The organism is Streptomyces sp. NPDC051921, from assembly GCF_040680975.1.
Lineage (GTDB): Bacteria > Actinomycetota > Actinomycetes > Streptomycetales > Streptomycetaceae > Streptomyces.
On sequence record NZ_JBFAXU010000010.1, the window covers coordinates 91,009 to 116,765 of the forward strand.

A 25,757-nucleotide genomic window follows, 5' to 3' on the forward strand; every position below is an offset into this window, starting at 1 on the left:
GCGCACCTACGATCCCACGCCCCATAGCTCTATCCGCCCGGATATTGCATAGTGATGCCGCGAATTCACCTCATGATCAGCGGTAGGAGTGGGCGGATGGGAACGGCGCACAAGGCGCTGCGGGGACCCGCGGGCGCGGTCCGCGGGCTCGCCCTCGACATCGGCAGCTCCCGCACCCGCGTGTGGGCACCGGGCGCGGGCGTGCTCGCGGACGTACCGAGCGGCCCGGTCCGGCGCGGCCGGGTCACGGACGCCACCCCGCACCAGGACCTGCTGCGCAGGGTCGCGGCCGCCGCCTTCGGCGACTCCCCGCGCGACACGGTGGTCATGCTCTGCCACCCCGTCCTGGCCGACTCCGAGCAGCGCGAGGCGGCGCGCCGGATGATCACCGGACTCGGCCCGACGCGGGTCGTGTCGGTGGACAGCGCCCGGGCGACCGCCGCCTACGCGGGTCCCGCGGGCGGCGGTCCGCTGCTCGTGGTCGACCTGGGTGCGGAGCTCACCGAGGCGACCCTGCTCGTCGACGGCATGGTCCAGGACGCCCGACTGGCCGAGGTCGGCCTCGCCGACCTCGCGGAGCGGGGCGGCGCACCGGCGTCCCTCGTCCACACGGCCGCGGACATGGTGATGGACCTGTGGCGGTCCGACACCACGGGCGCCGTGCGCGGCGCCCTGCGTCGCGGCGTCCTGGTGACCGGCGGCGGAGCCCTCCGCCTCGACCTGACCAGCCGTCTCGCGCTTCGCCTGGGCGTGCGCCTGCGCCTCGCGAACGACCCGGCCACCAGCACCGTCCGCGGCGCCGGTCTGCTTCTCGCGTCGGCCTTGCGTCACCCGGGGGCGGACCGCCGCTAGCACGAGCGCCCGCCCGCCTCCCTCGCGGCTGTACGGGAGACGGGCGGGCGTTCGCCGTGGCTGCCGGGTTCAGCAGCCGGTGGCCCAGGTGTGGGAGTCACCGCGGTCGTTGGCGGCGCCGTTGTAGCCGACCTCCTGGCCGGGGGCGAGGCAGATCGTCATTGCGCCGCCCTGCCAGGCGGACTCGTAGACCCGGACGTAGTCCTTGATCCCTGGGCCCGAGATGCCGTGGTTGGCCCACGACGAGTCGGTGTCGGCGATCCAGCTCTCCCACCAGCCGTCGTCGCCGCTCCAGTTGGCGCGCTGACCGCCGAAGTTCGCCTCCTGCCAGGCGCAGAACTCCCCGGAGGGACATTCGGCGGCCGCTGCCGGGACGGTCAGGGCCAGTCCGCCCACGAAGGCGAGGAAGGCTGCGGTGGTGGGGCCGAGGAGTCGCTTCATGAAGCGTCGATGCCTTTCGTTTCGGTGGGGTCGGCGGACAGCTCGGCTGCCCGCCGCAGCGCGTGGGCACGCAGCTGCTCGTATGTGGCGACCTGGTCGCGGTGGAGGGTGCGTACGGTGGCCAGCTCGGCCGGTTCGAGCCGCGCCCGTACGTCGGCCAGACCGCTCTCGCGGGCGCAGCGGTCGGCGACGGCCGGGTCCGGCCGGCCTTCGCGCGGCCCCCCGGCGGGCGCGGCGCAGCGGGTCCATCGGTCGAGCGCGGCGCGGTGCGCGGGATCGGCCTTCATCCGGGCCTGGGCCTCGGCGCGCAGGTTGTCGACGGTGACCTGGGCGCGGAACCAGCGGGTCTGGTCGCCGTACAGGTGCGCGCGGGCGCCGGCGACGCAGCCGTCGCTGTTGGCGGTGACGGTGAGGCCGGAGGCGAGGGTGAGGGAGAGTTCGCGGGGACCCTTGCCGAACAGGGCGGCCTGCAGGCGCCTGTCCTCGGCGGGGGCGCGGGCACGGGAGGCCGTGGTCAGGGCGAGCCCCTGGGCGCCGAGACACTCGACCACCAGGTGGTGTTCGGCGGCCTTCAGCAGCTGGTCCTGCTGCTGGCGGTCGGCGGTGGCGGCGGGCGGGCCCGCGGGTCCCGGGCGTACCGCGGCGCACCCGGCGAGCACGAGGGCGGCGGCCGCAACGACGGCGCTGCGAGTGGCGTGGCGCATGATTCCCCCTGGTGGCAGACCTGGACCGAGCCGGCCGGCGAGGTGATCACCGCCCGTTTCGTGGCGATCAATGCCCGGTGCCACGCGGGCCATGCGGAGCTCCGCGCCGACTCACCCGAAGGGGTCGAACGCGCCGGAGCGCGCGCCGCCGAAAGGGCGTCCGCGGGGCTTGCGGCATTCGCCGCACGATGGGGCGTGAAGACGACAAAGCCCCGGTTGGACGGGGGATTCCAACCGGGGCCGATTGCCGTGACGTAAGGAAGGGCGGTCACCTCTGGGGGGGAACCTGGGGACCGGGCCCCTTCACCGTCACATACTGATGAACGGTAAACCATCCACGATTGTTCCGCCCTGTCCCCTGTGCCGGATGTGAGTCACCTCACCCCGTTTGCTCGACTCAGTCGTCCTTCTCGGGGCGGTAGACCACGCCGGGCTCGGCCTTCCCGGGCGCGAGGAGCTGTGGGACGGTCACGAAGGTGTAGCCCTGGCGCTTGAGCTCGTCGATGATCCCGGGCACGGCGGGGACGGTCCCGTCGTAGATGTCGTGCAGCAGGATGATGCCGTCACGGTGGGCCTGGTCGAGGACGCGCTGACGTATCAGGGCGGAGTCGACGGTGGAGTAGTCCTTCGCGGTGATGCTCCAGAGGACCTGGGCGAGGCCGAGGTCGCGACTCACCTCGGCGACGGTGCCGTCGGTGCGCCCCTGGGGCGGGCGCATGAGGGTGGGCTTGCGTCCGGTGATCCGCTCGATCGCGTCCTGCGTCCGGGAGAGCTCGTCACGGACCTCGGCGGCGTCGAGGTCCGTGAGGATGCGATGGCTCCAGGTGTGGTTGGCGACCTCGTGCCCCTCGGCCGCGATGCGCTTGACGACGTCGGGGTAGCGGTCCACGTGCTTGCTGCCGAGCAGGAAGAAGGTGGCCGGGACCTGCTTCTCCTTGAGCGTGTCGAGGAGGCGGGGCGTGTCCTTGCCCGGCCCGGCGTCGAAGGTCAGGGCTATGCACTTCGCCGTGGCGCAGTCGACGGCCCCCGCCGCGCTCCCGCCCTTGCCGTCGCCACCGATCCCGCTGTCCGTACCCGCCTCGGCGCGCGCCTCGCCGGGGGTGACCCGCTCGGCGGAGCAGCCGCTGAGCGCGAGCACCAGCGACGCGGCGGCGACGAGGGCGAGGGCCGGTCCCCGACGCCGGCCCTGCGTGGTTCGGAACATGTACGTCTCGCTTTCCCCGGAATCGTTCGTTCGCCTGCCGGGTCCCACGCCTGGTCATGGCGGCGCCCGACGGCTCGCCGAGGACTATACACACGGTGTATACGCGGGAAAGCGAGGGGGTCCGTACATCCGTCGAGGGGTCCGTACATCCACGGGGAAGGCGTCAGCGGGGAAAGCGTCAGCGGGGAACGCCCCCGTGGGGAAAGCGTCGAAAAGGCCGCTGCGGGCATGACGGCCCCGGGCGGCGCCCGTCCGCTCCGCCCGGGGGTCGGGGACTCGCCCGTCAGCGAGACGCGAGGAGGAGCCGCGCCTCGGTCTCCTGATCACCGGAGACGGACTGCAGGGACTGGATGTCGAAGGCGCGTGCCAGCACCTTCTCCACCTCGTCGACGGCGTGGTAGCCACCGGTGAGCACCGCGCCGACCATGCCGTCGAGCGGAGCCGGGCCGGCTTCCTCGTGCCGACCGCCGGCCGTGTCAAAGGTGGCCGTCCATACGGTGGTGGCCGGCGCGGTGGCCGCCTGCGGGCCGGGCGCCGTCATGTCCTCGACCTCGTAGGTCCGGTCGAGGACATCGAAGACCGCCTGGGCGTCCTCCCGGCTGCAGTCGCTCAGCTGCACGGTGACATCGGTGTCGATGTGCAAGTCGTACACGTCGCTCATCTCCTCGTGTGCCGCTTCCAGCATCCCTCTCGGCGAGGCATCCCGCGAGGTTCGTGCCACGGTGGGAGAAGACGGACATGGGAGGTGGCGTGGCCGGAGACGGACGAGGATCCACGGACCCCACGGGGCGGGACGGCGACGGGCTCTACCGTGGCCGCCACGAAACACCCGACGAGCGCGCTGACCGGCGCTGGACCGAACTGCTGCAGGAGATCCGGGTCGCCCAGACGGGCGTACAGCTGCTGTTCGGCTTCCTTCTGACGGTCGTCTTCACCCCCCGCTTCCCCGAACTGTCCGACTACGACCGGACGCTCTACATCATCACGATCTCCCTGTGCGCCACCGCCACGGGGACGCTGATCGGCCCCGTCTCCTTCCACCGGATCGTCGCGGGCCGGCGGATCAAGCCCCGGGCCGTGATCTGGGCCGCCCGACTCACCTTCGTGGGCCTCATCCTGCTCTTCGCCACCCTGGGTGCCGCGCTGCTGCTGGTGCTGCGCGTGGCCACCGGAGCGACGTTCGTCCCCTGGCTCGTGGCCGGGATCCTCGTCTGGTTCCTCCTCTGCTGGTACGTCCTGCCGTTGTGGGTGCGCAACCGCTACACCTCCCGCGACGACGACTGACGGCCTCGGGCCGGGCCGTGGACGGGGCCTCGGGCCGGGCCGCGGACGGAGCCTCCGCCCGGGCCGTGGACGGGGTACTCCGCCCGGGCCGCGGACGCGCACCCTCGCCTCAGCCGGTGGCGAGGACCGTCTCCACGCCGTCCGCCTCGGTGGCGGACTTGTCCGGGCGGTGCCGCACGACCCGGGCGAACCGCAGCGTCACCCCGGCCGGATACCGGGTGGAACGCTGCAGTCCGTCGTAGGCGATCTCGACGACGAGCTCCGGCCGCACGCGCACGGTGAAGCCGTCGTCCGACACGGCGAGTTCACCGAGCCGCTGGGTCTGCCAGCGCAGCATCTCGTCCGTCAGCCCCTTGAACGTCTTCCCCAGCATCACGAACGTTCCGTCCGCCGCGCGGGCGCCCAGATGCAGGTTGGACAGCAGCCCCGTGCGCCGCCCGTGGCCCCATTCCGCGGCCAGCACCACGAGATCGAGCGTGTGCACCGGCTTCACCTTCAGCCACGTGCGCCCCCGCCGCCCGGCGACGTACGGCGCGTCGAGCGCCTTGACCAGCACGCCCTCGTGGCCGCGGGCGAGGGTGTCCCGGAAGAACCGCTCGGCCATCTCGACCGCCGCCGGGTCGTCGGGCTCGACGACGACGGTCCGGCGCACCCGCAGCGGCTCGGGCAGCAGCCGGGCGAGCACGTCGTGCCGTTCCCGCCCGGGACGGTCCACCAGGATCTCGCCGTCCGCCGCGAGCACGTCGAAGAACACGGGCGACAGCGGCACCGCGGCGGCGGCGCCTGCCACGTCGACCCGGGAGCCGACCCTGGAGGCGATGTCCTGGAACGGCAGCGGCCTGCCCGTCCCCGGGTCGACGGCGATCACCTCGCCGTCCAGCACGAACTCGTCCCCACCGGTCTCCCGCGCGGTCGCGACGACCTCGGGGAGGCGGCCGGTGATGTCGTCGAGCGAACGGGTGTAGACCCGGACCTCGTCGCCCTGCCGGTGGACCTGGATCCGGATGCCGTCGAGCTTCTCCTCGACCGCGCACGGCCCGAGGGCCGCGACGGCCTCGGCGACCCCGCCCGCCGTGTGGGCGAGCATCGGCTGCACGGGGCTGCCCACCCGGAGGGTGAAGGTGTCGAGGACGGCCGGCCCTTCCGCGAGCACGGCCCGGGCGACCCGCGGCAGCGAGCCCTCGAGCATGACGGCCCGCCGCAACTCCTCGGGCGCGATCCCGGCAGCCCTGGCGACACCTTCCAGGGCGATGGCGTCGAGGGCGCCCTGACGGACCTCACCGGAGAGCAGGCGGAGCAGGAACTCCTGTTCCGGCAGGGTCGCCACGCTCAGCAGGTCACGAACCAGCCCGGCCCTCCTCGCCGTCGCGCCCGCCCCCGCGACGCCGGCCAGCTCGGTCATCGCGGTGTCGACACCGGCCAGGGTCAGCTCGGGCTCGTCGGCGGGCGGCACGGCCGGCGGCAGCACGTTCTTGAGCACGCTCCAGCCGACCCCGATCCGTCCCTGGGGGAGCCGCCCGGAGAGGTAGGCGATGACCAGCGGGCTCTCGTCGGGCTCGGCCTCCGCGAAGAGTTCGGCCAGCAGTGCGATCTTCCGCGACCGCGCCGACGTGGCGGCGACCTGCCCCGACACCTCCGCGACTCGGGCAAGGAGCATGCGCCCATCGTGCCCGCGCGCACCCCGTGCCGCACCCCGACCCGCCCGTCCCTCACACGCCCGGCCGCGACCCGGCCTCCTTCCGCCCGCGCAGCCGGTCCAGCAGACTCCGCCGGGTCCGCCTGCCCGGCGGTCGCGGGACACCTGGAGGCCGCGCCGGACCGGGCACCGTCGGGCCGGCGTCCCCCGGCCGACCCGACACCGGTCCCGCGTCCGCCGAGCCCGGCCGCGGGTCGGGCGCCGAGCCCCTGGCCGCCCCCGCCCCATCGCCGACCAGGAACGCCGCCCTGGGCCGTACCGCGTGCGCGGAAGTCGGAGGAAGCGCAGCAGTGGTCGCGCCGAAGGACACGACCGGGGCCGCTCCCGGCATCGGGGCCTGCCGGTCGGCGCGGGCCTCGTCCAGGGCGAGGGCGAGGCTCATCCGGTGCCACAGGATCTCGTCCGGGTCGTCGGCGACGAGCAGTCGGTCGGCGATCTCCCGGGCGGCCGGGGCGTTCGGTCGCCAACTGGGCGGCGTGGGGCGGAAGCGGTCCAGATAGGCCCGCTCGAAGGGGTCGTCGATCACCTCGGCCACGTGGATCGGGTCGAGGAGGGAGGCGATGGCCGCGGCACGGACCCACGGGTCGCCGCTCGACCGCAGCAGCATCCCGAGTCTCCGCGCCCGCCAGTTCCTCGGCCTCCAGTCCTCACGGCCGTCGGCCCTGGTGCGCACGTCCAAGGGCAGCCTGCCCGTGAGCAGCCCGGGGTGCGTGAGGGCGAACTCCCCCAGGTCGGCGGCCGGATAGAGCCACACGACGGCCCGGTAGCGGTTGACGTAGAAGCGCACGGGGCTGAAGTGCCCGGTCCTGGCCAGTCGGGCGAACCGGTCATGGGTGACCGCGAGCAACCGGGCCCCCTCGGCCGTGCCGACGGACCGGACCCGCTCGCGCAGTCCGTCGGGGAAGTCCGGCGCCCCTCTGAGCCGTTCGATCTCGCTGCGGGCCACTCGGCCCCGCGTCGGATCGCCGAGCGGGCCGTCCGCGGTGCCGGGCTCGGAACCCGGCACCGTGCGGACCATGCCCAGCTGCACGGCGAGCTGGAACTCGTCGCGCTTCAGCGCCAGTTCCTGGGCGGCTCGCCCCGGCGCCACCGTGGGCGCACCGCCCTTGTCGAGCCTGACGGCACGCCCGGCCGTCCTTTCCGCCGGCTCCCGAGTCGCCACCCGCCTCGCCTGTGGCGTCACCGCCGGATTCTCGGTCGTCCTCCCAGCCGCCTTGTCGACCGCCCTCTCGGGTGAATTTCCGGCTGCCCGATCGGATGTCGTACCGACCGCCCGCTCGGGCGCCTTCCCGGCTGCCTTCCGAGGCGTCTTCTCGGTCGTCTCTCGCATGGTCATTGCGGTCGGCCTCCCCCGTGCCACGTCCATCTCGAACACTTTCGGTGATGAACATAACGCAGAGTGACGACCGCCCGCCTCCCCTGTGGACAACCGGCTGTGGACAACCTCAGACTTCGTCCCCACCGCCCTTGCCGCCGGGCTGGCGCGCCGCGACGCCCAGGTGCTCGCCGACCCGGTTGACCAGCAGCGTCATCTCGTAGGCGACCTGACCGACATCGGCCTCGGCGGCGCTGAGGACGCACAGGCAGCTGCCTTCGCCGGCCGCCGTCACGAACAGCAGGGCCTCGTCGAACTCGACCATCGTCTGGCGCGCCCGGCCGGCCTTGAAGTGCCGGCCCGAGCCGCGGGCCAGGCTGTGCAACCCCGACGAGACCGCGGCCAGGTGCTCGGCGTCCTCCCGCTCCAGGCCGCTGCTCGCGCCCGTCACCAGGCCGTCGTTCGACAGCACGAGCGCGTGCCGTATGGAGTCGACCCGGCCGGTCAGTTCGTCCAGGAGCCAGTCGAGTTCGCGGTCCAGCGCCATGGGTGGTCCTCCCCCTGTGTAGTGCATGCTTCCGATCAGCCTTACGCACTGTCGTGGACAGGGCAAGCACCCCTCGCCGCCCGCGCGCCGCACCGACGGGCGCCGCCCCTTGTCCACGGCTCGACGTCCTCGCCCGGGGAGTCCGTCCGCCGATCGCTCAGCCGACCGAGTCCAGGAGCCGCGCGGTGTGGACCCGCCCCGCGTACTCGACCAGCCGGATGAGGACTTCCTTGCCGGAATCACGGTCCCGCGCGTCGCACAGGACCACCGGCGTGCCCCGATCCAGGTCCAGGGCACGCGAGACGTCGTGCGCGCCGTAAGTCCGCGAGCCCGCGAAGCAGTTGACGGCCACGACGAACGGGATCCTGCGGTGCTCGAAGTAGTCGACCGCGGGGAAGCAGTCCTCAAGGCGTCGGGTGTCGGCGAGGACGACGGCACCGAGCGCGCCCTGGGAGAGCTCGTCCCACAGGAACCAGAAGCGGTCCTGCCCCGGCGTCCCGAAGAGGTAGAGGGAGAGTCCGGAGCGGATGGTGATGCGGCCGAAGTCCATGGCCACGGTCGTGGTGGTCTTCTGGTCGACGCCGCCGGTGTCGTCGACGGACTCCCCGGCACGGCTGAGCTGTTCCTCGGTGCGCAGCGGCCGGATCTCGCTGACGGCACCCACGAGGGTCGTCTTGCCGACCCCGAAGCCGCCGGCGACGAGGATCTTCAGTGCGAGTGCCGTGGTGTCCACGTCGCCCGGCGGGGTGCTCTCAGAGCGCTCGTAGGCCATCGATGACTTCCCTCAGGATCCGTTCGTGCGGGAGCTGGGCGGGTGGTACGGGTCTGCTGACCTTCACGAAGCCGGCTTCGAGGAGGTCGCCCAGGAGGACCCGGACGACCCCGACGGGCAGGTCTGCGTCGGCGGCGAGTTCGGCGACCGACTGGGTCTCGGCACGGCACAGCGTGAGCAAGGACCGGTGCTCGGGGCCGAGGAGCGACTCCTCGGCCGTGCCCGGCGGCTGGTCGTCGACGACGACGAGCGCGATGAGGTCGAACCGTACGTTGCTCGGTCCTGGTTTGGTACGCCCGCCCGTCATCGCGTACGGCCGGACCAGCGGCCCGGCGTCGGCGTCGTACCACCGACCGCCCGGCACGGCCTGGCCGTGGCCGGTGCTGTCTTCGTTCATGGGTCTCTCCGGTCAACCGGCGGCCGGCGGGGTCACCGTGAGCCGCGGCGGGGTGTGCAGGTGTTCGCCGACCCGCTTCACCAGGCGGGCCATCTCGTAGGCGATGAGGCCGATGTCGGCGTTGACGCCACTCAGCACGGCCAGGCAGGAGCCGTCCCCGGCGGCGGCGACGAAGAGGAAGCCGTCGTCCATCTCGACCATGGTCTGGCGCACGCCGCCGGTGTGGAACTGGCGTCCGGCGCCCTTGGCGAGGCTGTGGAAGCCGGAGGCTATGGCGGCCAGGTGCTCGGCGTCCTCGCGGCTGAGCCCGCTGGAGGCGCCGACGGCGAGGCCGTCGTTGGAGAGCACGACCGTATGACGCACCTCGCGGACGCGCATCACGAGGTCGTCGAGGAGCCAGTCGAGTTCGCCGGAGCGGTGGTGGGAAATCCTCTCGTGGTCGATCATTCGTCGTCTCCTTCACTGCCGGGGTCGCTGGGTTCGTGGCCGTGGCCGGTGCCGAGGGGGCGCCTGGGGCCGGGCGGGGTGTCCTGGACGCCGCCGCCGGGAACCGGACCGCCGGAGAGTGGCCTCTCGGAGAGCGAACTCCCGGCGCGTGCACTCCCCGAGAGCGGACTGCCGGTGAGCAGGCTGTCCGGGAGCGGGCTGCCGGTGAGCGGGCTGCCGGAGCGCGGGCTGTCCGGGAGCGGGCTGCCCGGGGCCCGTCCGCCGCCCCTCTGCCAGCCGTCGCGGTAGGCGGACATCCGGTCCCTGACCTGCTCCGGGGTGCGCTCGACGGCCCCTTCGGGCGCGGCCGGTGCGGCATACGGGCCGGGTTCGGGCGCCTCGCGCAGCTGCGGTACGAGACTCGCCTGCCGTATCCGCCGTGGCAGGTCGCCGCCCGTGTCCTGCCTCGGCGCCGCGGGCCCTGCGGCCGGGTCGGCCGGTCCCGCGGGGGGCGTCGCGGGCGGGGGCGATGCCTGCGGCAGCGTGCGGGGGGCTCGCTGGCGCAGGGCGGTCACACCGGCCGGGGGCCGGGCCGGCTCCGGGGGCGCAGCGAGGGCGGGGATGCGCGGCGGTCGCGGGGTGCCGGGTCCGCGCTCGTCGGCCGCGCCGACAGCGGGGACCGGTGCCGGGCGGGGGCCGGGTACCGGGACTCCCCCGGTCGCGGGGCCAGCGGCCCGGGCCACGGGCTCGGCGGCGGAGGCGGCGGTGACACGGGCGGAGGCCGCGCCCGAGCCCGAGCCCGAGGCCGAGGCGGAGGCGGAGGCCGCGCCCGAGCCCGAGGCCGAGGCGGAGGCGGAGGCCGAGGGGTGTGCGGCGGTCCGGCCGGGCGGGAGGGCACCTTGCAGCAGGTCGGTGGGGAGCAGCACGACGGCGGTGGTGCCGCCGTAGGGCGAGGTGCGCAGGTGGACCTTGATGTCGTGCCGCGAGGACAGCCGGCTGACGACGAACAGGCCGAGCCGGTCGCTGTCGAAGAGGTCCATGGCCTCGGACTGGGCGATGCGGGCGTTGGCCTCCGCCAGGCTGTCCTTGCCCATGCCGAGCCCGCGGTCCTCGATCTCCAGGGCGTAGCCGTTGCCCACCGGTTCGCCGCTGACGCGCACCTTGGTGTGCGGCGGGGAGAACTGGGCGGCGTTCTCGATGAGTTCGGCGAGGAGGTGGGTCAGATCGGCGACGGCGCCGCCGACGACGGCGGCATCGGGAAGCTGACGCAGCTCCACGCGCGCGTAGTCCTCGATTTCGGAGACGGCGGCGCGGACGACGTTGGTGAGCGGGACGGGCATGCGCCAGGCACGGCCGGGCGCGGCGCCCGAGAGGATGATCAGGCTCTCGGCGTGTCGGCGCATGCGGGTGGTGAGGTGGTCGAGCCGGAAGAGGTCACCGAGCTCGTTCGGATCGTCGACGCGCCGCTCCATGCTGTCGAGCAGGTTGAGCTGACGGTGCACCAGGACCTGGCTGCGACGGGCGAGGTTGACGAAGACGCCCGAGATTCCGCTGGCGAGTTCGGCACGTTCGACGGCCGCCGAGAGCGCGGCGCGGTGCACGGTGGTGAGCGCCTCGCCGACCTGGCCGATCTCGTCCACCGGGGCGGACCCGGGCGGGGCCTCGGCCTGGATGTCGATCTCCTCGCCGGCCCGCAGCCGGCGCATGGCGGCGGGAAGTTTGCGGCGGGCGATCTCCAGGGCGCCGTTGCGGAGGCTGACGAGTTCGACGACCAGGCCGCGGCCGATGCGGACGGAGATCACGAGGGAGGCGGCCACGGCGACGAGGCCGAAGACGACAGCGGCGCCTCCCGCGCTGAAGGCGCCCCCGCCGAAGGGGTCGTAGCGGTCCGCGGCACCGGCGCGGGCGGCCTTCGTGACGCCGGTGATGCCGTCGCGTACGAAGGTGTGGGCGGCGTCCCACTCGCCGGAGGTGACGGCCTGCGCGGCGCGTCGGCCGGGGGCGGCCGCGCGCACGCGCTCCTCCGCGGTCTCCAGCTGCCGGTAGGCGGGCTGGGCGGTGAGGTTCCGCCAGGCGGTGCGCTGCGGCTCGGGCAGGTCCGCGGCGGCGGACTCCGTCAGCGTGCGCCGGGCCTCGACGGCGCCGCCGAACTCCCTGAGCCGCCCTGCGTCGAGCTGGCCCGTGAGGTGAGCGGAGCCGAGCAGCGCGTCCTCACGGGCGAGCATCTCCCCCGCGCGGGCGAGTTCGAGCAGGACGCGGGCCTCGGCACCTGACCCGGTGTCCTCGATGCCGGAGAGTGCGCCGCCGACGGCGAACCCGGCGGTGATGGCGGCGGTGTACGCGTCATAGACCTGATCCCCGTCGGCGCGGCCGTCGACGGCCGCGGTGCGCAGCCGGCCCAGCCCTTCGGCCTTGACGACGAAGTCGGCGACCCGTGTCGACACGTCGGCCGGCAGGCTGCCGCTGTCGCCGACCGTGTGCCGCTCGTCGAGGCGCAGCCGGGCGACGGCGGCGTCGGTGGCCCCCACCAGGTCCTTGAGCTCGGCCGCGCGCCCGCTGCCGGGGGCCGCCGCCTGGCGTACGGCGGCACGGCGTTCGTCCTGGAGAGCGGTGATCGCGAGGACCACGGGCCGCCGGACGTCGGTGTCCACGGACTGCAGGAGCCGCAGCCGTGCGATGTCCTGGGCCGTGGTGACGGTGGCGAATCCCCACAGGGCGAGCAGCGAGACGACCGGGACCATGAGCAGTGAGACGATCTTGGCGCGGACGGTGCGGGGGCGTAGTCCCCGGCCCCGGACACGCGTCGCCGGTTTGAGGGCGCGGGCGAGGGCGGGGTCGGGGTCGGGGGCTGCGTCACGGCGGCCGTAGGGCCCGGGAGCGGGGAGGTCGGGAGCCGGTCCGCCGGCCCGGGGCCCACTCGTCATGGACGCACCGGGCTCGGCATCGGCGGGCCGCTCGCTCGGCACCGTCTCGTCGGCGGGCGGCCCGGCGTGGGCACGTCGCCCGCGGGCCGCCGTGGGCGGCTGCGCGGGGGCCCCGGCGTCCGGGGTCCTGCGGGGAGTTCGCATGGCCTCCTCGTTCCTTGGTTCACGGACCTGGCGGGAGCGGGCGGGGTCCGCTGGTGCTGTGGCTTACGGCGGCTGGTGCGCGGGGGGCGCGGCCGGGGGGTGCGCTATGGCGGTCGGCGAGTCCGGCTCCGTATGGGAGAAGGAGCCAGAGGCTGACGGGACGGCGTGGACGGGCCGACGGTCTGGACGTCTGGCTGGTCTTCGGGAGGAGAGGGCGGTCCGGAAGAGCGGCGGCGGGGACGACCGATCGGACAGCGACCTGAGGCGAGCGACGGGGACGGGGCTCGGACAGACGCGGTACGGCAGACGCCAGACGGCAGACTGCGGGCGACCGGTGACGCGCGAGGTGACCGGGGTGCCGGGAGGCAGCGACGGCCTCAAGGGGGCAGGCGGGGTCGGTGAGCAGGAGTTCCCACGCCGCCTCGGGTCCCGAGGGTCCGAGGGTCCGCGGGTCCGCGGGTCCGCGGGTCCCGCGAGGCCCGCGAGTCCGAGCGCCCCAGGGTTCTTCACGCCCCACCCGCCCCGGCGTCTAGGCTCCCCGGGCGTCCGCCGCACCGTGCACCGGACCCGATGGATGGGCGTAAGCCGGTGCGGCGTCACCTTGGCGCGGCCGGGGCGGCGTCGCCTGCGGCCGGAAGCCGGGCGGCGCGACGTCCACCGCCCGCTCGTCCGGTTCGGTCAGGCGCTCGGCGGAGACGTAGGCGGCGCGCTCGCCGGCCGTCGGCGAGAGGGCGACGAACGCGGAGGTGATGAAGAGGTACGAGCCGAGGCCGACGGCGAGCGGGAAGATGAACTGCATGACCGTGGCGCCGGGGAGCTCGGCCGCCGAGGGCTCGACCTCGACGCGCACGGCGAACATGCCGGTGTAGTGCATGCTGCTGACCGCCGCGCCCATGACGAGCGAGGCGAGGGCGACGGCCGCCGGCGCGTGGATGTTGAGGGCCGCCCAGAGCGCCGCCGTCGCCGCGACCACCGCGATGCCGACGGAGAGGGCGACGAGCGCCGGGTCGTACCGCACCTGCCCGTGCAGTCGCAGGGCCGCCATGCCCATGTAGTGCATGCTCGCCACGCCGACGCCCGTCGTCAGGCCGCCGATCAGCAGCGACCGGACCCGGTCGCGGCCGTATCCGACGGCGAACACGCCGACTCCCACCACGCCCATCGCGATGAGCAGGCTGAGCAGGGTGAGGGGGACGTCGTAGCGGATGTCGGTGCCGGTGACGCCGAACCCGAGCATCGCGACGAAGTGCATCGTCCAGATGCCGGTGCCGATGGCGGAGGCGGCGGTGAGCAGCCAGTTGCGGCGCGACCGGCCGGTCGCGTCGAGGGCGCGTACGGTGCAGCGCAGCCCGAGGGCGGCGCCGATGCAGGCCATCGCGTACGACAGCACAGGTGTCAGCCAGCCGTAGGTGGCGTGGTCCAGGTGTCCCATGGCTCAGGGACGCTAGTGCGCCCCCGGGGGCGCACCAGGGGCGCATTTCGAAAGCTGATGGAATATGACATCCGGATGTTCCTGAACGATCGCGACGGGCTCGAACGTGCACACAGAACGTTCACTCCCACGAGGTAAATCTGAGGATCACACTCCTGGAAACTCACGCCTGTGAGTGATTCCAACCTGGGAGATCATGGGGCACATGAGCGATGACCCCACACAGGTACGGGAGTTCTTCGGCGCCCGCGCCGCACACTGGGACGCCCGGTTCCCCGACGACGGCCCCGCCTACGCCGCCGCCGTCGCCGAGCTCGGTCTGCGCCCCGGCGACGCCGTGCTCGACGCCGGCTGTGGCACCGGCCGCGCGCTCCCGCCGCTGCGCGCGGCGGTGGGCCCGAGCGGCACGGTGATCGGCGCGGACCTGACGCCCGAAATGCTCACCGAGGCGGCCAAGGCCGGGCGCGACGAGGCAGGCGAGCTGGTACTCGCGGACGTCGCCCGCTTGCCCCTGCGGGACGGCGGGCTCGACGCCGTGTTCGGCGCGGGGCTCGTCTCCCACCTCGCGGACCCGGCCCGTGATCTGCGGGAGCTGGCCCGCGTGACGCGGGAGGACGGGCGACTCGCACTCTTCCACCCGATCGGACGCGCCGCGCTCGCCGCCCGTCACGGACGACGACTCACGGGCGACGACCTGCGAGCCGAACCCAACCTCCGTCCTCTCCTGGCCGGTTCGGGGTGGGAGCTGACTTCCTACGCGGACGAGGACGACCGTTTCCTCGCGCTCGCGGTGCGCCGCACCGTGTGACGGTCCCACCCTGAGGACCCGACCCGGAGGCCTTGAGCCGGAGGACCCGACCCGGAGGCCTTGAGCCGGAGGCCTTGAGCCGGAGGCCTTGATCCCGAAGAGTCTCGATCCCGAACGCGATGGGCGGGGCGGGAAGAGCCACCCCTGACCGCGATCTTCGCGCGCGCCTGCTCCTGGGGTCGCGAGGACCTCGGGCACCCGTCACCCCTCACCCGTCACCCCTCACCCGTCACCCGCACCGTCCGACCGGCCGACCGGCCCCACCCGCCGACCGGCCGACCCGCCAACCGGCAGACCGGCAGACCGGCCGACCCGCCGACCGGCCGGCCGACGGTCGGGATGTTCCCGCAGCAGCTCTCGACGGGCGGGTTACTCACTGGTTAGGGTGCGCCGACGACCAGATGGGGAGGCTGACGTGGGTGAACCGGAACCCGCCGCGACCGGCGCGGGGCACGGCGACGGTGACGACGACGCGCTGTACGTGCTGACGGCGGCGCTGCTCACGCCCGCGCAGTTCCCGACCGTGCTCGGCGACGACTACGCGGCGGCGTGCGCGGCCCTGTACCTCGAACCGTATGCGGAGGGGTACGGGCTCGTGCTCGGCCAGGACGGTCAGGGGGCGCGTTGGACCGTGATCGTCGACGACGTGTCGCTGGTCGCGGTGGCCATCGCCTCCTGGGACTGCGGGATGGAGTACGACCTCTCCCCCGACGAGCGGTCGGTCGTGACCGCGCTGCCCGGCTGGCCGCTCGCCGTCGCGACGGCAGCGCCCGGCCTCCCGGCGCCCCACGACCCGGAGCCTGAGGAGGGCGATCCGGCCCCCCTCTCGCCGCCGGACGGCGAGCGGTGGGGGCCGGCCCAGCGGCGCCTGGGCGCGGACATGGTGGCGCTCCAGTGGGCCGAGTGGCGCTCCCAGATGGACGAGCCCGAGGACGGCGGGGCGGCGGAGGGCGCAGGCCCGGCCCCCGAGGACACCCGCCCGGAAGGAACGGTCCCCACGGACGTCGTCGCGGGCGAGAAGGCCCCGGATGCCGGTGTCGCCGCCGGCCCCGGCCCGTCCACCGGAGTCCGCCGGGCACTCGAAGAGCTCAGCGGGTACCTGAGGGAGGCGCCGCCGGTCGGGCGGGTGCGGTCGAGCTTCGCCGGGGGCGAGGCCCGCATGCTGCGCGCCGACGGCCCCGGTTGGTCGCTGGTCGCGCGGACCGACGACATGGCGTTCGTGCTGCTGGACGACGAGCCGCACGAGGTCCTTCCGGTGACCCGAGGCCCGAAGCTGCCCGCGCTCCTGGAGGCGCTGGACGCGATGGCGGTCCGGCCGAGCTGAGCGCGCCCCACATGGCGAGGACATCCGAGGTGTGGTGCAGGCCCATGGTCTGGTGATCGGGGCACCCACAGGATGTGGCGGCGCGCTCGTCGGCGCGCCCCCATCCGTACCGTCGTCCCATCGGAGGCCCGCCATGCGCCTGTCCCGAGGCGTTCCCCTGCTCGCCGTGCTCCTGACGGGTCTCACCGTCCTCGGCCCGGCCGCTCCCGCCGGGGCGCGCGAGCCCGGTCACTGCGCGCGGCAGCACCGGCTCGACGTGCCGGGGGCCGCGCACCAGGAGACCACGTGTCTGACGGATCTGACGACAGCAGGGCTCGCGGGCACGCCGTACACCGACATGGCCGATCAGGCGGGCCTCTCGGCGAAGGGCACGGTCAACCCCTCGGGGGTGCCCGGAGTGCAGATCGACGGCTACTTCCCGGACGACTCGCGGCTGAACGCCACCCACGGCTGGGCCCACGACGCCCAGTTCGTGATCCGGCTGCCCGACCACTGGAACGGCGGCCTGGTCGTGACGGGCGCACCCGGCACGCGCCGTCAGTACTCGACGGACGCGCTGATCTCCGACCAGGTGATCGCCCAGGGCTTCGCCTACGCAGCCACCGACAAGGGCAACACCGGACCGGACTTCTTCACGGACGGGCGTGAGCCCGGCGACGCCGTCGCCGAGTGGAACCGGCGGGTCACGGAGCTGGCGCGGGCTGCGAAGAGGGCTGTGCTGCAGCGCTACGGCACGGGCCCGCGGCGCACGTACATGACGGGCATCTCCAACGCCGGCTATCTGACCCGCTGGCAGCTCGAGAACCGACCCGAGCTGTACGACGGCGGCGTGGACTGGGAGGGCGTGCTGTGGAGCACGCGCGGCCCCAACCTCCTCACCAGCCTGCCCGTCACGGTCGCGCGACACTTCGGGACGGCCACCGACGAGGATCTGATCGGGGCCGGCTTCGCGCCCGGGTCACGCTTCCTGTGGCCGTACCACGACAAGGCCTACTGGGGCCTCACGCAGAAGATCTTCCGGGCCGAGTTCGACCCCTCGTACGACCCGGCCTGCCCCGGATCGACGGCCGGCTCGACCCTTGAGCAGATCCTCGCGCCCTGCGCCTCGGACGCCGCGTACGCATACGCGGCGCGCCCCGCTTCCGTACGGAAGGCGGTGGCGAAGGTCGCGCTCACCGGGCGGATCGGCAAGCCTCTGATCACCTTGCACGGCGACCTGGACACCCTGCTGCCGATCGCGACCGACTCGGACGTGTACGCCCGGATGATCGACGCCCGCGGGCGGGGTGCGCTGCACCGCTACTACACCGTCCAGGACGGGACGCACACCGATGGTCTGTACGACACCTACCCGGACCGGCTGCGCCCGATCCTGCCCTGCTACCGCTCGGCGTTCACCGCGCTGACGCGGTGGGTGGAGGCGGACGTGACGCCGCCCGCGGACCGGCTGGTCGCGCGGCCCGCGGGCGGTGACGTGGTCAACTCCTGCGCGCTGGCCTGAGGCGCGGGCGGCCCCGTCCGTGCCTGACGTCGGCGCGGACGGCCCTGCCCGTTCCCGACGTCGGCGCGGACGGCCCCCTCCGCTCCCGACATCGGCGCGGACGGCCCCCTCCGCTCCCGACATCGGCGCGGACGGCCCGGCCCGTTCCCGACGTCGGCGCGGACGGCCCCCTCCGTTCCCGACGTCGGGCGCCGTCAGACCATCTCCAGGGGGCGGTGCGGCTCCGCCGGCAGCTCGACGCGGATCGGGTCGCCGGGCCGGACCTCCCCGCCGGTCAGCACGACGGACATGATCCCCGCCTTGCGGACGACCTGCCCGCTCTCGTCACGGCCGAGGACCTGCTTGAGCAGTCCGTGCTGGTAGTTGTCGATCTGCGCACACGGGTTGCGCAGACCGGTGACTTCCACGACGGCCTCGGTGCCGAGGTGCAGCCGGGTGCCGGTCGGCAGGCCGAGCAGGTCGATACCGCGGGTGGTGACGTTCTCGCCGAGGTCGCCCGGAGCGACCTCGAAACCGGCGCCGGCCACGTCGTCGAACAGTTCCGCGTGGATCAGGTGCACCTGACGCAGGTTGGGGACGGTCGGGTCCTTGGCCACCCGGGAACGGTGCTTGACGGTGACGCCGGCGTGCACGTCGCCCTCCACGCCCAGACCGGCGAGGAGCGTGATGCTCTCCCGGTTGGGCTTGGTGAACGAGTAGACGCCGTTGCTGCTGACCGTCGTGACGGTGCCTTCGGGCGTGGCTGCACTCATGAGGTGGAGTCCCCCTTCTCTCCTGCGGTGATGTCGCGCCCCCGACCCTACGCGAGGCCCTCCGGCCGCAGCGGGGCCCCCACCTCGTGCAGGTGGCCGAGCGCCTGGCGGTAGGAGTCGACGAAGCCGGTCTCCGTGTAGGGGATGCCGATCGCCTCGCAGTGCGCACGCACCGCCGGCTGGGCGAGGCGCAGATGGGGCCTCGGCATGCTCGGGAAGAGGTGGTGCTCGACCTGGTAGTTGAGGCCGCCGAGGAACCAGTCGGTGACGGCCCCGCCGCGGATGTTGCGGGAGGTCAGGACCTGGCGGCGCAGGTGCCCCCAGGAGTCGCCGTCCGGGTGGGCGTCGGGCATCTCCATACCCTTGTGGTTCGGCGCGAAGGCCATACCCAGGTGGACGCCGAGCAGCATCTGGTGGAGCAGCGCGAAGACGAGGGCCTGGAGCGGGGTCAGCAGAGTGAGCAGCAGGGTCGCGTAACCGACGAGGTGAGCGAGGAGCAGGGCTCCTTCGACGAGGCGTTCGCGCCCGGTGCGGTAGGGGCCGGTCCGGGAGAGCAGGGCCTGGATCCCGTACACCTTGAGCGCGATGCCCTCCAGGGTGGTCAACGGGAAGAAGAGCCAGGCCTGGTGGCGGGTGAGCCAGCGGCGCAGTCCCGTGCGGTCGGCGGTCTGGTGGGCGGCGAAGACGAGGACGTCGGCGGCGACGTCCGGGTCCTTGTCGAGATGGTTGGGATTGGCGTGGTGACGGTTGTGCTTGTCGTTCCACCACTCACGGCTCATGCCCAGGAGCAGATTGGCGTGGACGAGCTGGAGGATCCGGCCGAGCCTGCGGTGGTCGGTGATCTGGGAGTGGCCGGCGTCGTGGCCCACGAAGGCGGCGCGGGCGGAGAAGAGCGCGAGCGGCAGGGCGAGCGGCAGCGCCCACCAGGACGGTCCGATGAGCGCGAGGCCGACGAAGACGGCGGCCAGGCCCAGGAGGTTGACCACGATGCCGCGGGCGTACCAGCCGGGGCGGCGGTCGAGGAGGCCCTGTTCCTTGACAGTCCGCAGGAGCGGGGCGAACTCGCTGCCGCCGCCCTTGCCGTGGCCGCCGGCGCCGGCGACACCCTTGCCTCGGCGTCGGGCGGGCTTCGGAGGTCCACTCGGGTCAGCTGCGGAGGGAGGCACGGTGAGCGTCGCGGTGGCCTGGGGCATGGCGGTCTCCGGGGTCCGTGGAAGTGTCCTGGAAGAGGCCGTCGCGCGGGCCGCGTCGGCTCCATGAAACGTACGGATCGGTGATCGCCCGGGACCATGGCGTCACCACCCGGGCCGGCTCGGGGGGCGCCCGGGGGGCGGGGGTGGGGTCTTCCCCACCTCTCGCCCTCCCTCCCCTCCCTCGCCGCCCCTTGGCGCCCCTTGGCGCGCCTTGGCGCGCCTTGGCGCGCCTTGGCGCGCCGCTCCGGCGACGCGTGACACGGATCACTCCGCCCATGCCCACATGAAGGGATGCCTTCCTGTACTCTCGGCCGCTCGGCCCAGTAGTCAAATTTGAGGAATGCGTTGTCGCAGTCTCCGTCGCAGTCGTCGTCCTCGCTCCACCCCGATGAACTCGCCCGCCGATCCGTCCTCTTCCTGCCCGCCGACCCGCCCCGCGCGGGCCGGGTCGCCTTCTGCTCCACCGACGCCTTCCCCAACAGCTCACCCAACAGCTCGCCGCACATCTCGCCGGACATCTCGCCGGATGACTTCCCCCTCACCTCCCCCGACGTCTCGCCCGGCACCCCCTGGCCCGCAGAGAGCGGAACCCTCGCCGCTGTGACGGTCGTCGGCGACGACCTCCGGGCCACGCCCGTGCCCGCGCTCCTGTTGTCCGTACGGGATGCCCTGCCCGTCCTCGCGCGCGCCCGGTTCACCGCGAACGCCTCGGCCTCGGCGGCCTTCTGGGGGGCGGCCTCCCTGTTCTCGCTCGACCTGGTCGCCCGGGGACTGCTCCTCCCCGGCCTCACCACAACCGATCTCGACGCCTGGCGGGCCGGGCCCCTCGGACCGGAGGAGCTGGCCGCGCTGCGTGACCTCGCCGCCTCCATGCCGCCGTCGGCCCACGCCGTGCCGCTGCCGGAGCCGGACGAGGACGGCGGGCCGCTGCTGCCCGAACCCGAGTTTCTGCTACGGGCGTTCGCCGACGCCGTCGCCGACACCCTGCCCCGTACTCCGGCCGCGCCCCTGGCGGCGGGCGGACCCGCCTTCGCGGCCGACGAGCGTCACGAGCCGAAGGCCCTCCCCCACCAGCGCGCCTGGGCGGCGGACGTCGCGGCAGGCCACGACGCCGGCGTCCGGCTGTCGCTGCGCGTGGAGTTGGTGACCGGTGGGGCACACGACGATGCGGACGGGCCCGGCGAGGCCGAGGATGCTGACCCGGCTGCCGATGAGGCAGGGGAGGCCGGGAAGACGTACGCCGACGACACCCACGCCCCCTCCTTCCGGGTCGTCCTGCAGATGCACGGCGCGGCCGACCCGGCCCTCGTCGCGGATGCCGCCGACGTGTGGGCGGGGACGACTCCGGCCGGCGCCGCCTTCGACGCGCGGGCCCGGATGGACGCGCTGCTCGCGCTGCGCCGGGCGGCACGGGCCTGGTCTCCGCTGTCCCCCCTGCTCACCTCCGCCGTGCCCGACGCGGTCGACCTCGCCGACGAGGAGGTCGCCGAACTCCTCGGCCCGGCCGCCCGTGCGCTCGCCGCGTGCGGCGTGCGGGTGCACTGGCCGCGGGAGCTCGCCCACCGGCTCACCGCCCGCGCGGTCATCGGACCGCTCGACGAGGACGGACCGGGATCGGGCTCCGACTCCGACTCCGGCTCCGCATGGGGCTCCGGAGCCGGCCGGCGCTCCGGAACCGGCTCGGGCTCCGGTGACCGGGGCGACTCCCTGCCGTCCTTCATGTCCGCCGACGCCCTGTGCGCCTTCAACTGGCGTTTCGCGATCGGTGACGAGGAGCTCACGCGCGCGGAGCTCGACCGGCTCGCCGAGGCCGGGCGTCCGCTCGTACGGCTGCGCGACCAGTGGGTGCTCGTCGACCCGGACGATCTGCGCCGTGCACGCGAGCGACAGGACCGCACGTTCACCCCGGTCGACGCGCTCGGCGCCGTCCTCACCGGCACCACCGAGATCGACGGCCGAACCGTCGAAGTCCAGGCGACCGGCTGGATGGAGCGGCTGCGAGCACGGCTCGCCGACCCCGAGGGCGGCGAACGGGAGATCGCCCAGCCGCCGGCGCTGGCCGCCACCCTGCGCGACTACCAGCTGCGCGGTCTCGGCTGGCTGCACCGGATGACCTCGCTCGGACTCGGTGGCTGTCTCGCCGACGACATGGGTCTGGGCAAGACGATCACCCTGATCGCACTCCACCTCCACCGGCAGAACGACCCCGCCACGGCCGGACCGACCCTGGTCGTCTGCCCCACCTCGCTGATGGGCAACTGGCAGCGCGAGATCGAGAAGTTCGCGCCCGGCACGCCGGTGCGGCGCTTCCACGGCGCGTCGCGCACGCTGGAGGGCCTCACGAACGGCGCGCCGGCAGACGGCGGTTCGGCCGACGCGGGGGCGGTCGTCGCCGCGTCGGCCGCCGCGGAGTCGGTCGGCGGAGAGCCGATCGACGGCGAGTCGGGCGTCGGCGGACCGGACGTGGGCGCGTCGGGCGGCAGCGGATCGGTCGACGGCGGCTTCGTCCTCACCACGTACGGCACGATGCGGCTCGACGCCGCCCGCCTCGCCGGCGTGCCGTGGGGCCTGGTCGTCGCGGACGAGGCGCAGCACGTGAAGAACCCGTACTCGGCGACCGCGCGCGCTCTGCGCACGATCGGGTCGAAGGCGCGGGTGGCGCTGTCGGGCACGCCCGTCGAGAACAACCTGTCCGAGTTGTGGGCGATCCTCGACTGGACGACCCCGGGCCTGCTCGGCAGGCTCGGCGCGTTCCGCACGCGGTACGCCTCGGCCGTCGAGGGCGGCTCCGATCCGGGCGCGGCGGCGCGACTCGCCGCGCTCGTCGGGCCGTTCCTGCTGCGGCGGCGGAAATCGGATCCGGGCATCGCGCCGGAGCTCCCGCCGAAGACCGAGACCGACCACGCGGTCACACTCACGAAGGAACAGGCGGGTCTCTACGAGGCGGTGGTGCGCGAGACGCTCGCCGCCATCGCCGAGTCCGACGGGATGGAGCGGCGCGGCCTGGTGGTCAAGCTGCTGACCGGGCTCAAGCAGATCTGCAACCACCCGGCGCAGTACCTGAAGGAGGAGCGGCCGCACATCGCCGGCCGTTCGGGCAAGCTGGAGCTGCTCGACGAGCTCCTCGACACGATCCTCGCGGAGGACGCGAGCGTGCTCGTCTTCACGCAGTACGTCGCAATGGCACGCCTGTTGGAGGAGCACCTGGCGGCGCGGGGCGTGCCGACGCAGTTCCTGCACGGCGGCACGCCGGTCGCCGAGCGCGAGGCCATGGTCACGCGCTTCCAGGACGGCCTGGCCCCGGTCTTCCTGCTGTCCCTGAAGGCGGCCGGCACCGGCCTCAACCTCACCCGGGCCGGACACGTCGTGCACTACGACCGCTGGTGGAACCCGGCCGTCGAGGCGCAGGCCACCGACCGGGCGTACCGGATCGGGCAGACCCAGCCGGTGCAGGTCCACCGGCTGATCGCCGAGGGCACGATCGAGGACCGGATCGCGGCCATGCTGGAGCGCAAGCGGGCGCTGGCCGACTCGGTGCTCGGCTCGGGCGAGTCGGCCCTCACGGAGCTGACCGACGCCGAGCTGGCCGAGCTGGTGCGACTGCGCGGGGAGGGCGGACGATGAGCGGGTACGAGGCCGACTACGGGCACGAGGACGGCCACGGGCAGGAGAACGGCTACGAGCAGGAGAACGGCTACGTGCGCGGGAACGACGAGGAGCGGACCTTCGCGGCGCTGGCGCCGGCACAGGGCGGGTCCTTCGCCCGGACCTGGTGGGGGCGCGCGTGGCTGAAAGCCCTCGAGGACACGGCGCTCGACGGACAGCAGCTGAAGGCCGGGCGGCGACACGCGCGGGCCGGAGCGGTCGGAGCGGTGTCCGTGCGACCTGGCCGGATCACCGCCGTGGTCCAGGACCGCGACGGCACGGCCCACCGCAGCGACGTGCTGCTCCAGGAGCTCTCCGACGAGGAGTGGGACCGGCTCGTCGATCTCGCGGTCGACAGCGCGGGGCACATCGCTGCCCTCCTCGACCGGGAGCTGCCACCGCACCTGGTGGAGGACGCGGCTGCCGCAGGTATCGAACTCCTGCCGGGAATAGGCGACTTGGAACCGGAATGCGACTGTGAGGCCTGGGACCACTGCCCTCACACGGCCGCCCTGTGCTACCAGGTGGCGCGGCTGCTCGACGAGGACCCGTTCGTGCTGCTGATGATGCGCGGGCGCGGCGAGCGGGCGATCGTCGAGGCGCTGCAGGAACGCAGCTCGGCGCGTGCGGCGGGTGTCGAGGAGGCCCGCGGCGAGCCGCGCCAGGGCGACGGCGCGCGGGGCGGCTCGGGCGTGTCGGCGGCGGAGGCCTTCGCGGCGCGCGACATCCTGCCGCCGCTGCCGGCCCCGCCGGTCCCGCCCGCGTCCCCGGGCGAGCCACCGTCCCTGGACACGGAGACCGATCCGGAACCGGGAATCGACCCGACGGCCCTGGAGTTCCTCGCCGCGGACGCGGCGGCGCGGGCCCACCGGCTGCTCTCCGGCGCGGCCGCGCCCGGTGAGCCGCCGCTGACGGCTGCTCAGGACGCGGTACGGCTCGCCGCCGGCGCCCCGGCCCCGTGGATCGCGGCCCGCCTCGCCGAGGGCTCCGGGCGCACCCGTACCGACCTGGACCTGGCCGTACGAGCCTGGCACCTCGGCGGTACGGCCGGCCTGGCAGTCCTGGAGGGGGACGGGACGCCGAGCCCCGAGATGCTCCGCCGCGCCGAGGCGCGACTCGCGGAGTCCTGGGAGGAGGACGAACGTCCCGCCCTCCACCGAGTCGCCCCCGCGCACTGGACGGTGCTCGGCACGGACACCCAGCTCCGCCTCGGTGAGGACGGCCACTGGTGGCCGTACCGCAAGGAGCACGACCGCTGGACCCCGGCGGGCCCGGCGGAAAAGGACCCGGCGGCGGCGCTGGCGGGGGCGGTGCCGGTGACGCCGTAGGCGGGACCGGCGGAGGGGGGCGGGCACCCACGACGCGCTGGTGGTCTCACGCCGCCTCGCCCCGGTCGCCGACCGCCTGACGTCTGCCGGCGACCGCGCCCTCCTGCTCGACCACCGGCTGACGCACTCGGCGCTTCAGGGCCTGTCCGACCCCCCGGCCCGCCGGACCGATCCTGGCCGCGCGCCCCCGCGGCGGTCACTGCAGGGGTGCCGTCAGCTTCCGTCCCGTACCGGACGGGACGGCGAGGCTGCAGGCGACCGTGTCCGTGCCGAGGAGGTAGCTGGTGCGGTAGGGGTACTGGACGAAGGTCGTCCAGCGGGTGCCGAGCGGCTGCTCCGCGGCCTTGGCGCGCAGCGGCGCCCGGCACAGGGCGGCCGCCGCGTCCCGGACCGCCTCGTCGTCGGCGAAGCGGCCGGTGAGCCGGAGCCGGGCGACGAGTTCGGCGTCGTGCGGCGCGTCGCAGCCGCGCCGCACGACCGTGCCGGGCGCGTCGCGGTCGATGTCGAAGCAGTCGCCGACGCGCAGCGCGTCGTACGACGTGCGGGCCTGCGCCGCCGGGTCGCGGCGGGTCGCGGTCGGCCGCGGTCGGGGGCGCACGGTGCCCGTGGGTGCGGCGGAGGCGGTGGGCGAGCCCGAGGCCGACGCGTCCGTGCGGCCCCGGTCCGTACGGGACGGCGAGGTGCGGTGGGACGGGCCCGCGGGCAGCGGCGAGGGGCTCTCGCCCTGGGCGGAGGGCTGCTGTCCCCGGGGACGGGAGCGCGCCCCCTCACCGGCGCCGTCGTCCGGGTCCTGCGGCGTGTCGGGCCCGGCGGCGGACGGCTGGAGCGGCGTGGCGCGCAGGTCACCGTCGCCCGAACCGCCACCGCCGTGCGCGGTGACGGCGACGGACAGGGCGAGGATCGCGGCGAGGGCGGCGACCGGCAGGACGACGACGCCCGGCCGTCGTGGCGGCCGGGCGTCGCGGGACGGGGATTCCGTCGACGGGCGGAGCATGGGATTCAGGGTCGCCCGCCTTCGCTGATGTGGCGAGCGATACCGGCGAGTTGGGCCCCGCTCGTACAGAACCG

22 protein-coding genes are annotated in these 25,757 nt (G+C 74.1%); 7 read left to right on the plus strand and 15 right to left on the minus strand.

All coding sequences use genetic code 11. The features are described from left to right. Positions 1–96 precede the first annotated feature (96 nt). On the plus strand, positions 97–852 hold the full coding sequence (locus tag AB0M16_RS15635; protein ID WP_365342986.1) for a rod shape-determining protein MreC: 756 nt from the start codon (positions 97–99) through the stop codon (positions 850–852). Between the two features lie 69 nt (positions 853–921). On the opposite strand, the gene AB0M16_RS15640 is transcribed toward AB0M16_RS15635, so the two are convergent. The 4 genes from AB0M16_RS15640 to AB0M16_RS15655 form a co-directional block, all read right to left on the minus strand. Continuing rightward, the gene (locus AB0M16_RS15640; protein ID WP_365342988.1) at positions 922–1,293 is read right to left on the minus strand and encodes a peptidase inhibitor family I36 protein; all 372 of its coding nucleotides are present in this window, start codon (positions 1,291–1,293) and stop codon (positions 922–924) included. Continuing rightward, positions 1,290–1,997, minus strand: coding sequence for a hypothetical protein (locus AB0M16_RS15645; RefSeq protein WP_365342990.1), 708 nt, complete (start codon positions 1,995–1,997; stop codon positions 1,290–1,292). The genes AB0M16_RS15640 and AB0M16_RS15645 overlap by 4 nt, the downstream gene beginning before the upstream one ends. Positions 1,998–2,394: 397 nt before the next feature. Beyond that, the gene (locus tag AB0M16_RS15650) at positions 2,395–3,201 is read right to left on the minus strand and encodes a polysaccharide deacetylase family protein (protein ID WP_365342992.1); all 807 of its coding nucleotides are present in this window, start codon (positions 3,199–3,201) and stop codon (positions 2,395–2,397) included. 283 nt (positions 3,202–3,484) lie between these two features. Further along, positions 3,485–3,862: a hypothetical protein gene (locus tag AB0M16_RS15655; protein ID WP_365342994.1), complete on the minus strand. Its 378-nt coding sequence runs from the start codon at positions 3,860–3,862 to the stop codon at positions 3,485–3,487. 89 nt (positions 3,863–3,951) lie between these two features. On the opposite strand from AB0M16_RS15655, the gene AB0M16_RS15660 reads away from it, so the two are divergent. Continuing rightward, the gene (locus AB0M16_RS15660) at positions 3,952–4,485 is read left to right on the plus strand and encodes a DUF6328 family protein (RefSeq protein WP_365342996.1); all 534 of its coding nucleotides are present in this window, start codon (positions 3,952–3,954) and stop codon (positions 4,483–4,485) included. 109 nt (positions 4,486–4,594) lie between these two features. Here AB0M16_RS15660 and AB0M16_RS15665 read toward each other — a convergent pair whose 3' ends face one another. The 8 genes from AB0M16_RS15665 to AB0M16_RS15700 all read right to left on the minus strand — a co-directional run bounded on the left by AB0M16_RS15665 (position 4,595) and on the right by AB0M16_RS15700 (position 14,138). Further along, positions 4,595–6,142 carry an ATP-dependent DNA ligase gene (locus tag AB0M16_RS15665; RefSeq protein ID WP_365342998.1) on the minus strand — a complete coding sequence of 516 codons (1,548 nt, stop codon included), beginning with the start codon at positions 6,140–6,142 and terminating at the stop codon, positions 4,595–4,597. 52 nt (positions 6,143–6,194) lie between these two features. Beyond that, positions 6,195–7,343, minus strand: coding sequence for a DUF6397 family protein (locus AB0M16_RS15670; RefSeq protein WP_365343000.1), 1,149 nt, complete (start codon positions 7,341–7,343; stop codon positions 6,195–6,197). A 283-nt stretch (positions 7,344–7,626) separates the two neighbouring features. Continuing rightward, complete coding sequence (locus tag AB0M16_RS15675; protein WP_365343002.1) at positions 7,627–8,043, minus strand: roadblock/LC7 domain-containing protein; 417 nt, start codon at positions 8,041–8,043, stop codon at positions 7,627–7,629. Between the two features lie 157 nt (positions 8,044–8,200). Then, complete coding sequence (locus AB0M16_RS15680; RefSeq protein ID WP_365343005.1) at positions 8,201–8,815, minus strand: ATP/GTP-binding protein; 615 nt, start codon at positions 8,813–8,815, stop codon at positions 8,201–8,203. Continuing rightward, positions 8,796–9,212 (minus strand): DUF742 domain-containing protein, encoded by a 417-nt coding sequence (locus tag AB0M16_RS15685; protein ID WP_365343007.1) that lies wholly within the window; start codon positions 9,210–9,212, stop codon positions 8,796–8,798. Before AB0M16_RS15685 ends, AB0M16_RS15680 begins: the two co-directional genes overlap by 20 nt. A 12-nt stretch (positions 9,213–9,224) precedes the next feature. Then, complete coding sequence (locus tag AB0M16_RS15690) at positions 9,225–9,659, minus strand: roadblock/LC7 domain-containing protein (RefSeq protein WP_365343009.1); 435 nt, start codon at positions 9,657–9,659, stop codon at positions 9,225–9,227. After that, the gene (locus tag AB0M16_RS15695; RefSeq protein WP_365343011.1) at positions 9,656–12,706 is read right to left on the minus strand and encodes a nitrate- and nitrite sensing domain-containing protein; all 3,051 of its coding nucleotides are present in this window, start codon (positions 12,704–12,706) and stop codon (positions 9,656–9,658) included. Before AB0M16_RS15695 ends, AB0M16_RS15690 begins: the two co-directional genes overlap by 4 nt. A 529-nt stretch (positions 12,707–13,235) precedes the next feature. Next, complete coding sequence (locus AB0M16_RS15700) at positions 13,236–14,138, minus strand: MHYT domain-containing protein (protein ID WP_365343013.1); 903 nt, start codon at positions 14,136–14,138, stop codon at positions 13,236–13,238. A gap of 205 nt (positions 14,139–14,343) precedes the next feature. On the opposite strand from AB0M16_RS15700, the gene AB0M16_RS15705 reads away from it, so the two are divergent. The 3 genes from AB0M16_RS15705 (at position 14,344) to AB0M16_RS15715 (ending at position 17,771) form a co-directional block, all read left to right on the plus strand. Next, positions 14,344–14,946, plus strand: a complete 603-nt coding sequence (locus AB0M16_RS15705; RefSeq protein WP_365343015.1) for a methyltransferase domain-containing protein — start codon at positions 14,344–14,346, stop codon at positions 14,944–14,946. Positions 14,947–15,361: 415 nt separating this feature from the next. Continuing rightward, positions 15,362–16,270, plus strand: a complete 909-nt coding sequence (locus AB0M16_RS15710) for a hypothetical protein (protein WP_365343016.1) — start codon at positions 15,362–15,364, stop codon at positions 16,268–16,270. Between the two features lie 133 nt (positions 16,271–16,403). After that, entirely contained in the window at positions 16,404–17,771 is a 1,368-nt protein-coding gene (locus AB0M16_RS15715) for a tannase/feruloyl esterase family alpha/beta hydrolase (protein ID WP_365343018.1), read from the plus strand. Between the two features lie 194 nt (positions 17,772–17,965). Here the strand turns inward: AB0M16_RS15715 and AB0M16_RS15720 are convergent, their stop codons facing one another. After that, on the minus strand, positions 17,966–18,523 hold the full coding sequence (locus tag AB0M16_RS15720) for an MOSC domain-containing protein (protein WP_365343020.1): 558 nt from the start codon (positions 18,521–18,523) through the stop codon (positions 17,966–17,968). Between the two features lie 47 nt (positions 18,524–18,570). Further along, positions 18,571–19,716 (minus strand): acyl-CoA desaturase, encoded by a 1,146-nt coding sequence (locus AB0M16_RS15725; protein WP_365343022.1) that lies wholly within the window; start codon positions 19,714–19,716, stop codon positions 18,571–18,573. Positions 19,717–20,061: 345 nt separating this feature from the next. Here AB0M16_RS15725 and AB0M16_RS15730 point away from each other — a divergent pair, with 345 nt between their 5' ends. Further along, complete coding sequence (locus AB0M16_RS15730) at positions 20,062–23,340, plus strand: DEAD/DEAH box helicase (protein WP_365343024.1); 3,279 nt, start codon at positions 20,062–20,064, stop codon at positions 23,338–23,340. Further along, positions 23,337–24,689 (plus strand): SWF or SNF family helicase, encoded by a 1,353-nt coding sequence (locus tag AB0M16_RS15735; protein WP_365343026.1) that lies wholly within the window; start codon positions 23,337–23,339, stop codon positions 24,687–24,689. Before AB0M16_RS15730 ends, AB0M16_RS15735 begins: the two co-directional genes overlap by 4 nt. Before the next feature lie 196 nt (positions 24,690–24,885). Here AB0M16_RS15735 and AB0M16_RS15740 read toward each other — a convergent pair whose 3' ends face one another. Further along, complete coding sequence (locus AB0M16_RS15740; RefSeq protein ID WP_365343028.1) at positions 24,886–25,683, minus strand: hypothetical protein; 798 nt, start codon at positions 25,681–25,683, stop codon at positions 24,886–24,888. Between the last annotated feature and the right edge of the window lie 74 nt (positions 25,684–25,757).